This window comes from Streptomyces sp. NPDC005574 (assembly GCF_040605435.1).
GTDB lineage: Bacteria > Actinomycetota > Actinomycetes > Streptomycetales > Streptomycetaceae > Streptomyces.
Genome location: NZ_JBEXCW010000021.1, coordinates 1 through 11,859, shown reverse-complemented (window position 1 = coordinate 11,859; position 11,859 = coordinate 1). Strand labels below are relative to the sequence as shown.

General features: G+C 73.9%; 9 protein-coding genes. 5 read left to right on the top strand and 4 right to left on the bottom strand.

Features of this window, described 5'->3' with window-relative positions:
* Positions 1-29: 29 nt before the first annotated feature.
* The 3 genes from ABZT03_RS16455 to ABZT03_RS16445 form a co-directional block, all read right to left on the bottom strand.
* Positions 30-1,295: an FAD-dependent oxidoreductase gene (locus ABZT03_RS16455; protein ID WP_356039460.1), complete on the bottom strand. Its 1,266-nt coding sequence runs from the start codon at positions 1,293-1,295 to the stop codon at positions 30-32.
* A 161-nt stretch (positions 1,296-1,456) separates the two neighbouring features.
* A complete protein-coding gene (locus tag ABZT03_RS16450; protein ID WP_356039458.1) occupies positions 1,457-2,782 on the bottom strand; it encodes a deoxyguanosinetriphosphate triphosphohydrolase in 1,326 nt (441 codons plus the stop codon).
* Positions 2,783-3,257: 475 nt separating this feature from the next.
* Entirely contained in the window at positions 3,258-4,142 is an 885-nt protein-coding gene (locus ABZT03_RS16445) for a sirohydrochlorin chelatase (protein WP_356039456.1), read from the bottom strand.
* A gap of 212 nt (positions 4,143-4,354) precedes the next feature.
* Here ABZT03_RS16445 and ABZT03_RS16440 point away from each other — a divergent pair, with 212 nt between their 5' ends.
* Complete coding sequence (locus ABZT03_RS16440; RefSeq protein WP_356039454.1) at positions 4,355-5,041, top strand: ElyC/SanA/YdcF family protein; 687 nt, start codon at positions 4,355-4,357, stop codon at positions 5,039-5,041.
* A 113-nt stretch (positions 5,042-5,154) separates the two neighbouring features.
* Positions 5,155-7,356 (top strand): molybdopterin oxidoreductase family protein, encoded by a 2,202-nt coding sequence (locus ABZT03_RS16435; protein ID WP_356039452.1) that lies wholly within the window; start codon positions 5,155-5,157, stop codon positions 7,354-7,356.
* A gap of 431 nt (positions 7,357-7,787) precedes the next feature.
* Here the strand turns inward: ABZT03_RS16435 and ABZT03_RS16430 are convergent, their stop codons facing one another.
* Complete coding sequence (locus ABZT03_RS16430; protein WP_356039450.1) at positions 7,788-8,198, bottom strand: gamma-glutamylcyclotransferase family protein; 411 nt, start codon at positions 8,196-8,198, stop codon at positions 7,788-7,790.
* A 127-nt stretch (positions 8,199-8,325) separates the two neighbouring features.
* Between ABZT03_RS16430 and ABZT03_RS16425 the strand changes: the two genes are divergently transcribed.
* From ABZT03_RS16425 to ABZT03_RS16415, 3 genes are all read left to right on the top strand, one after another.
* Positions 8,326-9,969 carry a M4 family metallopeptidase gene (locus tag ABZT03_RS16425; RefSeq protein WP_356039449.1) on the top strand — a complete coding sequence of 548 codons (1,644 nt, stop codon included), beginning with the start codon at positions 8,326-8,328 and terminating at the stop codon, positions 9,967-9,969.
* Between the two features lie 367 nt (positions 9,970-10,336).
* Positions 10,337-10,867, top strand: coding sequence for a hypothetical protein (locus ABZT03_RS16420; RefSeq protein WP_356039446.1), 531 nt, complete (start codon positions 10,337-10,339; stop codon positions 10,865-10,867).
* A gap of 182 nt (positions 10,868-11,049) precedes the next feature.
* Entirely contained in the window at positions 11,050-11,715 is a 666-nt protein-coding gene (locus tag ABZT03_RS16415; RefSeq protein WP_356039442.1) for a class F sortase, read from the top strand.
* Positions 11,716-11,859 lie beyond the last annotated feature (144 nt).

The window sequence follows — 11,859 nt, the reverse complement described above, 5'->3', positions numbered from 1 at the left end:
CTACGGGGCGGGACCGACAGCGGTGACGGTCAGGACGTCAGGTCGCCCAGCGGAACGTGCGGGTCGGCCAGTGCGTCCGTGTCCAGCGGGGCCCCGGAGCGGATCAGCTGCTGGATGGGCTCGGTGACGTCCCACACGTTCACGTTCATCCCGGCCAGCACACGGCCCTGCTTCACCCAGAACGCGATGAACTCCCGCTTGCCCGCGTCCCCCCGGATCACCACTTCGTCGTACGACCCCGGGGGCGCCCAGCCGGAGTACTCCAGCCCCACGTCGTACTGGTCGGAGAAGAAGTAGGGCACCCGGTCGTAGACGAGGTCGCGGCCGAGCATCGCGCGGGCCGCCGCCGGTCCGCCGTTGAGGGCGTTGGCCCAGTGCTCCACCCGCAGCCGGGTGCCGAACAGGGTGTGGTGGAAGGAGGCCGCGTCACCGGCCGCGTAGATGTCCGGGTCGGAGGTGCGCAGCCGCTCGTCGACCGCGATCCCGCCGCCGTGCGCCCGGTCGGCCAGCTCCAGGCCGGCCGCCTCGGCGAGGGCGGTGCGCGGGGCGGCGCCGACCGCCGCGAGGACGTCGTGCGCGGGGTGCTCCTCGCCGTCGTCGGTCCGGGCGGCGAGGACCATGCCGTCCTGCCCGACGATCTCCGTCAGCCTCGCGCCGAAGTGGAAGCGGACGCCGTGCTCGCGGTGCAGCTCGGCGAAGAGGTTGCCGAGTTCGGGGCCCAGGACGCCGTGCAGCGGGGTCGGCTCGGGCTCGACGACGGTGACCTCGGCGCCGTACTCGCGGGCCGCCGCCGCGACCTCCAGGCCGATCCAGCCGGCGCCGGCGATCACCAGGTGGCCGTTGTCCCGGCCGAGGGTGGCCAGGACGCCCTTGAGCCGCTCGGCGTGCGCGAGGCGGCGCAGGTGGTGGACGCCCGCGAGGTCCGTGCCCGGGATGTCCAGACGGCGGGGCTCCGCGCCGGTGGCGATCAGCAGCTTGTCGTAGTGGACGAGCGTGCCGTCCTCACCGAAGCGGACCGTCCTCGCGGCGCGGTCGACGGCGTCGACGGTCTGCCCGAGGTGCAGCTCGATGTCGTTGCGGGCGTACCAGGCGGGCTCGTGCACGAAGACGCTGTCGCGTCCCTCCTTGCCGAGCAGGTAGCCCTTGGACAGCGGCGGCCGCTCGTAGGGGTGGTCGCGCTCGTCGCAGATCAGTATCACGCGTCCGGTGAAGCCCTCCGCTCGGAGCGTCTCGGCCGCTTTCGCGCCGGCCAGGCCGCCTCCGATGATGACGAACGTCTGATCCGCGTCGACCACTTGATGCCTCCTCGTAAGGGTGCCGCCACATGCGAGCGTCCCGCACGCAGCGTGATGGGGGAAGAGGGAGTGGCCCGATCAGGCCACGGAGGGTCACATTCGGACCCTTTGGGGGCCACAGAGGTGTCTCGTGTGACACGAGTGCCCCGAACGGGCCCCGGTCATGGGCGCCCGCGCAGATGGGCGTGCAGCGAACGGGCCGACGCGTCGGTGAGGGACGCGATCTGGTCGACGATCACCCGCTTGCGCGCCCGGTCGTCACCGGCCTGGTCGAACAGCGCGCGGAACTGGGGGTCCAGCCCGTCCGGAGCGCGGGCGGTCAGCGCCTCGGCGAGCTCCGCGACCACGATCCGCTGGTCGGCGCGCAGCCGCTCCTGCTCGGCGCGCTGCATGACGTACCGGTCGGCGACCGCCTTGAGGACCGCGCACTCCAGGCGGGCCGCCCGCGGTACGACGAGTTCGGCGCCGTAGCGCGTGAGCCGGCCGCCGCCGTACGCGGCGCGCGTGGCGACCTCCGCGGCCAGGCAGAACCGGCCGATGAGCTGACTGGTGGCGTCCTTGAGGCGGGCCTGCGCGACGGCCGACCCGTCGTATCCGTGCGGCCACCACTCCTGGTCCTGCAGGCGGTCGAGGGCCTCGGCGAGTTCGGCGGGGTCGGTGTCGGCGGGCACGTAACGGCCGACGGCGACGGCGAACACCTCCTGGCGCTCCGGCTCCGCGTGCAGGCAGTCGGGGTCGACGTGACCGGCGTGCAGGCCGTCCTCCACGTCGTGCACCGAGTAGGCCACGTCGTCGGACCAGTCCATGACCTGCGCCTCGAAGGTGATACGGCTGCCGGGAGCCTCCTTGCGGACCCAGTCGAAGACCGGCCGGTCGTCCTCGTACACGCCGAACTTCCGCGACCGGGGGTCGGTGGGGTGCCCGCCCCGCGGCCACGGGTACTTGGTGGCGGCGTCCAGGGCGGCGCGGGTCAGGTTGAGGCCGACGCTGACGAGGTCGCCCGTCTCCGACGACGTCACGAACCGCTTCGGTTCGATCCTGGTCAGCAGGCGCAGCGACTGGGCGTTGCCCTCGAAGCCGCCGCAGTCCTCCGCGAACTCGTTGAGTGCCTGTTCGCCGTTGTGGCCGAAGGGCGGGTGGCCGAGGTCGTGGGACAGACAGGCCGCCTCGACGAGGTCGGGATCGCAGCCCAGCGCGGCGCCGAGCTCACGGCCGACCTGGGCGCACTCCAGGGAGTGGGTCAGGCGGGTGCGGGGGCTGGCGTCCCAGACGCGGCTGCGGGTGCCGGGGGTCACGACCTGGGTCTTGCCGGCGAGTCTCCTCAGCGCGGACGAGTGCAGGATCCGGGCGCGGTCGCGCTGGAAGGCGGTGCGGCCGGGGCGTTTGTCGGGCTCGGTGGCCCAGCGGTCGACTGACGTCGGGTCGTAGCCGGGGGGTGGGGACTGGGGCTCGTAGGGCTGGGGGGTGGCGGGTGCGGTGCCTTCCATGTCTCGACAGTAGGGGGCGGGGTGCCCTGCGGGCGGCTTGGGGGGGATTTGGGGGGGCGTGCGGTGGGGTTGGGGGGTGTGGAATTCCCCGCGTCCCCGAAGTCGGTGGGGGATCCGTCGAGGGGTTGGTGCGGGTGGGTGGGGGGTTTTGCGCAGTTCCCCGCGCCCCTGGAGGGGTGGGTGGGGGAACCGTTGAGAGTCCGTGACCCGTCCGTCGGGGGATTTCGCGCCCCTGGAGGGGTGGGTAGGGGGACCGTCGAGAGTCCGTGACCCGTCCGTCGGGGGATTTCGCGCAGTTCCCCGCGCCCCTGGAGGGGTGGGTAGGGGGACCGTCGAGAGTCCGTGACCCGCCCGTCGGGGGATTTCGCGCAGTTCCCCGCGCCCCTGGAGGGGTGGGTGGGGGAACCGTCGAGAGTCCGTGACCCGTCCGTCGGGGGTTCGCGCAGTTCCCCGCGCCCCCGAAGAGGGGGGCCGGTCAGGCTGGGGTCAGGGCTTGGGGGGTGGGGGTCGGGGTGTGGGTGGATTGGTCGTAGTGGTGGAGGAGGAGGTGGGCCATGGCCGGGTGGGTGCCCAGGGGGGCCGAGGCGATCCAGGGGGCGGCCTGGGCGCACTCCGTGGCGAAGCGGCCGGGGGCGGTGAAGCAGGAGGCGACGGCGACGCGCTCGTGGCCGCGGGCGGCGAGGGCGCGCAGGGCGGCGGGGACGGTCGGGCCGGCGGTGGCGTAGGCCGGGACCACCGGGACGCCGAGACGGTCCGCGAGGAGCTGCGCGGTGCGGCCGGTGTCGACGGCGGAGTCCGGGTCGCGGGAGCCCGCGGCGGCGAGGACCACGGCGTCGGCGGTCCGGGGGCGCCAGCCGGCCTCCACGAGACGGGCGTACAGGGCCTCGACGAGCAGCGGGTGCGGGCCCAGCGGGGCGGCCACCCGGGTGGCCAGCGGGGCGGCGGCGGCCATCTCGGGGATGTCCTGCTTGACGTGATGGCCGCGGCTGAGCAGGAGGGGTACCAGGACCGCCTCCTCCGTGCCCATGTGCGCGAGGGCGGTCAGGGTGTCGGGCAGCAGCGGCTCGTTCAGCTCGATGTGACCGAGGTGCACGGGCAGCCCCGGCCGCAGCTCGCGGACGCGGTCGAGGAGCGCCCGGACCGTGCTCAGCGCGCGCGGGTTGCGGCTGCCGTGCGCCACGACGACCAGCGCGGGCGGGTCGGGGCGCCGCCTGCCGTCGAGCGAGACGAGACTGAGCTGACCCGCGAGCTGACTGCTGATCCGGTTCAAGAGGTGCGCCGTACTGTCGAGGTGAGCCCCCTGGGCCTGAGGGCCGGGGCCGGTCGTGGACTCGTGGCGAGCAGGGTTCGACGCCGTCATGCACCGATGGTGCCGGGCGCAGGTTGCCGCCCCGTTGCACGGGAATGACGGGTGTTTGCCGGGGGTTCACGGACGGGTGCACGGGGTGTGTGAGGCGGACTGAACTGCGGTTTCACTCGTTGTGGTGAACCTGGTCACCTCCGGGCGACCGAACCGGAGAGCATCGCACTGCGTCTCTCTCGGTCGAGAGCCGACCGGGGAGGAACCGTCCGATGCGCCACCTGAGACTCCGCAGACCCCGGCTGCCGCGCACCCGCACCGGACGCCGACGGCTGGTGCAGGCCGTGATGGCCGGCTGCGTGCTGGCGCTGCTGCCGACGACCTGGATGTGGGTGGTGACGGCCGACCGGCTGCGGACGACGGCGGACGCGCCCCGCGCCGACGTGGCCGTCGTCTTCGGCGCCGGTCTGTGGGACGGCGAGCCCTCGCCGTACCTCGCGCACCGGCTGGACGCGGCGGCCACGCTGTACCGCGAGGGCCGGGTGGAGGTGGTCCTCGTCACTGGCGACAACAGCCGCAAGGACTACGACGAGCCCGACGCGATGCGCGGCTATCTGACCCGGCACGGCGTCCCCGGCCGGCGGATCGTCAGCGACTACGCCGGCTTCGACACCTGGGACTCGTGCGTCCGCGCCAAGAAGATCTTCGGCGTGGACCGGGCCATCCTGATCAGCCAGGGCTTCCACATCCGGCGGGCGGTCGCGCTGTGCCGGGCGGCCGGCGTCGAGTCGTACGGCATCGGTGTCGCCGCCAAACACGACGTGACCTGGTACTACGGCGGTGCACGGGAACTGCTCGCGGCCGGAAAGGCGGCGCTGGACGTGGTGTTCGAGCCCGACCCGCGCTTCCTCGGCCCGAAGGAGCCGGGGGTCGCGCGGGCGCTCGCCGCAGGCCGGTGACACCCGCCTCACGCGTCCCTCACTCCGGCCGGCCGGCGGCGGGGAGGTCGGCGTCCCGGCCGCGTAACAGGGCGCCGTCCCGGGCGTAACACGGCCGACGCACGCTGAGGGGCATGGAGAACTCCGTGACGCCCACGCACTGCCCGTACTGCGCCCTGCAGTGCGGGATGAACCTGACGCCCGCACCGGACGGGACGGTCGAGGTGACCGAGCGCGCGGACTTCCCCGTGAACCGGGGTGCCCTGTGCGGCAAGGGCCGTACGGCGCCGGCGGTGCTCTCCTCCCGGGTGCGGCTGACCTCCCCGCTGGTGCGCTCCGGGGGCACGCTCGTGCCCGCCTCCTGGGAGGAGGCGCTGGACCGGATCGCCGGGGAGTTGTCCCGCACGCGTTCGGAGCATGGCCCGGACGCGTGCGGGGTCTTCGGCGGGGGCGGCCTCACCAACGAGAAGGCGTACACGCTCGGCAAGTTCGCGCGGGTCGTCCTCGGCACCTCGCAGATCGACTACAACGGGCGCTTCTGCATGTCGTCGGCGGCCGCCGCCGGCACCAGGGCGTTCGGCCTGGACCGCGGGCTGCCCTTCCCGCTGGAGGACATCCCGCGGACGGGCTGTGTGATCCTGGTCGGCTCCAACCTCGCGGAGACCATGCCGCCGGCGCTGCGCTATCTGAGCGAACTGCGGGAGAACGGCGGCACGTTGATCGTCGTGGACCCGCGGCGCACGAAGACCGCCGAGCAGGCCGACCTGCACCTCGCACCCCGGCCGGGTACCGATCTGGCCCTCGCCCTGGGCCTGTTGCACCTGGTCGTGGCCGAGGGCCGGGTGGACGAGCCGTACGTCCGTGAGCGGACCGCGGGCTGGGAGGACGCCCGGGCGGCGGCGATGGCGCACTGGCCGGAGTACGTGGAACGGATCACGGGGGTGTCCGTTCCCCAACTCCGCGAGGCCGTCCGCATGTTCTGCGAACCGGAGGCCGCGATGGTGCTCACCGCCCGCGGACCCGAGCAGCAGTCCAAGGGCACCGACACGGTGGGCGCGTGGATCAACCTGTGCCTCGCCACGGGCCGGGCGGGGCGGCCGCTCTCCGGGTACGGCTGCCTGACCGGACAGGGCAACGGGCAGGGCGGTCGCGAACACGGCCAGAAGGCCGACCAGTTGCCCGGGTACCGCAAGCTGACAGACCCGGCGGCGCGCCGGCACGTGGCCGAGGTGTGGGGGGTGGACCCGGACTCGCTGCCGGGGCCGGGGCGCAGCGCGTACGAACTCCTCGACGCGCTGGGCACGGACATCCGTTCCCTGCTGCTGATGGGTTCCAACCCGGTGGTCTCGGCCCCGCGCGCCGCGCACATCGAGGAACGGCTGCGCTCCCTGGACTTCCTGGCCGTCGCGGACGTGGTGCTGTCGGAGACGGCCGCGCTGGCGGACGTGGTGCTGCCGGTCACCCAGTGGGCCGAGGAGACCGGCACGACGACCAACCTGGAGGGGCGGGTGCTGCTGCGGCGGCGCGCGATCACGCCCCCGGACGGTGTCCGCAGCGACCTGGAGGTCCTGCACGAGGTCGCCGACCGCCTCGGCGTGGAGAAGGGCTTCCCGACCGACCCCGAGGAGGTCTTCGAGGAACTGCGCCGCGCGAGCGCGGGCGGGCCGGCGGACTACTCCGGGATCACCTACCGCAGGCTCGCGGAGGAGAACGGGGTGTTCTGGCCGTGCCCGGCACCGGCACCGGCTCCCGAGGACGGGACCGGCGCCGGCTCGGCGGTGCGCGCCGCGGAGGGCGGCGGGGGGCCGGGGAACCTGCCGGTGCCGTACGACACCAGCCGGGACGTCCACCCCGGCACCCCCCGTCTCTTCCTCGACCGGTTCGCCACCGAGGACGGGCTCGCCCGGTTCGTCGCCGTGTCGCACCGGGCCGCCGCCGAGGAACCGGACGACGAGTACCCGGTGCTGCTGACGACCGGGCGGGTCGTGGCGCAGTACCAGTCCGGGGCGCAGACCCGGCGCGTGGACGAGCTGAACGCGGCCGCGCCCGGCCCGTTCGTGGAACTGCATCCGCGGCTGGCGGAGCGGCTGGGCGCGGCCGAGGGCGACCCGGTGGTGGTCGTGTCCCGGCGGGGCCGGGCCGTGGCGCCGGCGCGGATCACCAGCGGCATCCGGCCCGACACCGTCTTCATGCCGTTCCACTGGGCGGGCGAGGGCCGGGCCAACACCCTGACCAACCCGGCCCTCGACCCGATCTCACGGATGCCGGAGTTCAAGGTGTGCGCGGTACGGCTGGAGACACCGACACCGACACCGACACACACGCCGACGGCGTGACCGGGCGGCTTCCCCGCTCCCCGCGAGGGCGTCGGTGACTTCGGGGCGGCGGGAGCGGCGGGGTGACCTGAGCGGCCGCACGGCCGGGTGACCGGAACGGCCGGGTGATCCGAGCGGTCGGCTGACCCGCACGGCCGGGTGACCGGAACGGCCGGCTGACCCGCACGGCCGGGTGACCGGAACGGCCGGGTGATCCGAGCGGTCGGCTGACCCGCACGGCCGGGTGACCGGAACGGCCGGCTGACCCGAGCGGTCGGCTGACCCGCACGGCCGGGTGACCCGAGGGGTCGGCTGACCCGCACGGTCGGCTGACCCGCACGGTCGGCTGACCCGAGCGGTCGGGTTGGATCCGCGGACGCCGGCCGAGGCGGCGGGGCCGGCCCACCCCGCCGGCCCACCACGTCGGCAACCCAGCTCCCTCGGCCGCCCGCTCACCCCGCCAACCAGTCCCCGCCCTCGATCAGTTCGCCGCCGGCCCGCAGCCGTGCGGCGACGGCGGGTGCGGCGACGTACACCCAGGCCCGTACCGACCGCCCGTCCGCCTCGCGGGTCACCGCGCGTTCGACGCGGTCGTAGAGGTTGCGCGGGTCACCGGGGACGTACTCCTCCAGCCGGTCCAGGGCGAGGAGCAGCTCCGCGTACGCCTTGGGTACGGCGGTGACCAGCTCCCCGTGGACGGTCCCGCCCGGCTCCTCGACGGCGTACGGATAGCCCGGGCCGTCGTAGAGCACCGCGCCGTCGAGTCGGGCCGGCTCCTCGGCCCGGGTGCGGCCGCGCAGGAAGGCGTCGTGGTAGCGCCGGCCGGGGCGCAGGGTGCCGTAGACGAAGAACGGGAGGGTCACAGAAACGATTCTCTCTCCTCACACACCCGCACCGACGCGCTATGGACATGACATGTCATGACCTCTTAAATCTCAGTCACCATCAGCGCCGCCCCCACGCACCCAGGGCGCCTTCCCGAGGAGATCGATGAGTCGGACACGGCACATTCGAGGTTCCCGTATCGCCGCGGCCGGTGTGGCCGCCACCGCCGCCACCCTGCTGGCCACCGCACTCTCCCCCGCCGCCGGCGCGGCCGACAGACCCACCAGGAGCTCCGCGATCGAGCACGCCGCCTCGGCGCTCGTCGCGCACGCCGCGAGCCTCGGGCTGACCGCCCCGCAGGACACCAGCGTCCGGGACGTCGTCGTTGACAAGAACGGCACCCAGCACGTCCGCTACGACCGCACCTACCGCCAACTCCCCGTGCTCGGCGGCGACTTCGTTGTCCACCTGGCCTCCGACGGCGCCTACCGCGGGGCCTCGCGCGCGACCCGCTCGCCGATATCCCTGGCGAGCGTGACCCCCCGGCTGACCGCGCCGAAGGCCGCCGGCCTCGCGGTGAACGCCCTGCGCGCCGCCCACCTCGGCGAGACGCTGAAGAAGGTGCAGGCCAAGCCGCGACTCGTCGTCGACGCCCTGCACGGCACCCCCCGACTCGCCTGGCGCACCGACACGGTGGCGCAGGACTCCCTCGGCAATCCGGTCGCCCGCACGGTGCTGACCGACGCGCGCACCGGCGCGCAGATCGACGCCTGGGACAGCATCGAGACCGCGACCGGCGACGGGAAGTCGCTCTACGGCGGCACGGTCGCGCTGGAGACGACGCTGTCGGGGTCGACGTACCAGCTGAAGGACGCCACGCGCGGGAACACGTACACCGGTGACGCGGCGAACAAGACCGACCTGTGCATCTTCGGCATCTGCATCAGCCGCGCACCGGCCACCCTGTTCACCGACGCCGACAACCACTGGGGCACGGGCGCGACGGCCGACCGCTCCTCGGCCGCGGTGGACGCCCAGTACGGCACGAACGAGACCTGGGACTACTACAAGAGCGTCCACGGGCGCAACGGCATCGCGGGCGACGGCAAGGGCTCGTACAACCGCGTGCACTACGGCAGCAGCTACAACAACGCCTTCTGGGACGACAGTTGCTTCTGCATGACCTACGGTGACGGCGACGGCACGACCTTCGGGCCGCTGGTCGCCCTGGACGTGGCCGGTCACGAGATGTCCCACGGCGTCACCTCGAAGACGGCGGCCCTGACCTACTCGGGCGAGTCCGGCGGGCTCAACGAGGCGACCTCGGACATCTTCGGCACCCTGGTGGAGTGGCACGCGAACAACAGCGCGGACGCCGGTGACTACCTGATCGGCGAGAAGATCGTCCGCTCCGGCTTCGGCCGCGACGCCCTGCGCTACATGGACAAGCCCTCCAAGGACGGCAACTCGGCGGACTGCTGGAGTTCCTCGGTCGGGAACCTGGACGTCCACTACTCCTCGGGCGTCGCGAACCACTTCGCGTACCTGCTCGCCGAGGGCAGCGGCGCGAAGACGATCAACGGGGTCAGCTACAACTCCCCCACCTGCAACGGCTCGACCGTCACCGGCATCGGGCGGGACAAGCTCGGCGCCATCTGGTACCGGGCCCTGACGGTCTACATGACGTCCTCGACGAAGTACGCGGGCGCCCGGACGGCCTCACTGAACGCGGCGAAGGACCTGTACGGGACCGGCAGCGCCGAGTACAACGCGGTGGCCGCCGCCTGGAGTGCGGTCAACGTGAGCTGACGCCGGGGGCGCCCGCGGGGCACGGTTCCCCGGGTGAGTGAGCCCGCCGCTCCCGGGGCGGCCGGCCGGCCGGTGACCGGGCTCGTGGGGTCTCCCCGCGGGCCCGGTCACCCGTTCACACCCGTGCCGCACCCTCTTCGCCGCATTTCCGTGACGGGGCGTCAGTACCATCGGTGACCTGCTGAAACGAGCGCGTGAAGACCTTCGGGACCGGGTCGGTGACACCCGTTCACCACGTTTGTGACGCTCCCTCGGCAAGCGGACTCGCCCGGTGCCCCTTACCTCTGAAGGGCAGGGGCGTGACCGACTCGGCGGCACATCGGGGATGTCGCGGGTGCGCCCGGCCGAGGAGTTCGAGGGAGCACCGATGCGCCGTACGTCCCGTCTGCTGAGCGGAACCGCGCTCGCCGTCGCCGCCGCCGGGCTCGCCGTCGCGCCCGCGTACGCCGGTGACACCGACGACACCGGTGGACTGGAGATGTTCCCGTCCTCCGTGGTGCCGGGCGGCCGGGTCACCGTGGACACCGCGGCGTGCGGCGAGGGAGGCACCGCGGTGGGTGACGCGGGCGCGGTGGGCTCCGGCACCTTCCCGCTGGCGCCCGGCACGCACGGGGACGGCACGAGCGGGCAGTTCCGGGTTCCGCCGAGCGCGCAGCCGGGAACGTACGAGATCGTCGCGGTCTGCGCCCGCAGCGGCCGGCGGGTGACGGGTGACCTGGTGGTCACGCTGACGTCCCCCCGCCAGCAGGTGCATCCCCACGGCAGTGTGAAGACGGGGGTCGGCGGCGCTCTCGGCCACGACCCCGTACAGACCGCGGCAGGCGTGGCGGCTCTCGCCGTCGCCGCCGCGGGCGGTACCTGGCTCCTGCATCGCCGGGCGAGAGGCGACGGGATCTGACGGACACCCTCCGCCGTCCGTCCGCCGGTACCGCATGTCCCCTCCCCCTCCGGGTCCGACGCCCCTCGCGGCCCGGAGGGGGACCGGGGACCCGCCCAGGGGCCGGCCCGGGTCCGCCGTCCGGACCGGGCCGGGCCCCGTGAGCCCGACCTGATCCGTACGACAGACCCGAGGAGGCTCGCGTGCGCGGATTCGGCAACACCGCGATAGCCGGCGTCACCGTCGCCGCCCTGTGCTCCGCCGCGTGGCTGCTGGGCGGCGGCACCGGGGCGCATCCGCCGCCGCAGCCCTCCGCCGCGCAGGCCGGCTCCGGGCAGGACGGCGCCGGCCAGGACGGCGGCCGCACCGGGACGTACGGGCGGCTGTCGCGGACGCCCGACCTGCCCGCCCTGCCGCCGTCGGCGCCCGACCGCATCCGCATCCCGGCGATCCGCGTGGACGCCCCCCTCATGGGCCTGCGTCTCACCCGGGCCGGCAGCCTCGACGTGCCGCCGGCCGCGAAGAAGAACCTGGCCGGCTGGTACGAGGCCGGCACCACCCCCGGCGAGACCGGCACCGCGATCGTCGCCGGGCACGTCGACAACGCCGACGGACCCGCCGTCTTCTACGACCTCGGCGCCCTGAAGAAGGGCAGCACCGTCGAGGTCGACCGGCGGGACGGCAGCGTCGCGCTGTTCACCGTCGACGCGGTCGAGATGTACGAGGCGAAGAACTTCCCCGACGAGAAGGTCTACGGCGCCGCCGACCGGCCGGAGCTGCGGGTCATCACCTGCGGCGGGGGCTACTCGCGGGCCACCGGCTACGAGGGGAACGTGGTCGTGTTCGCGCACCTTACGGGCAGCCGCTGAGGCGCGACTTCACCGGCGCGCCGGACACGGGGGCGCGGCCCGCGCGTCGCGGGCGGCGCGAGACCCCGGTGGCCGCGCGTCTTGGTCGGCGCGAGGCCCGGGCGGCGCGAGGCCCGGGCGGCCGCGCGTCCTGGTCGGCCGCGA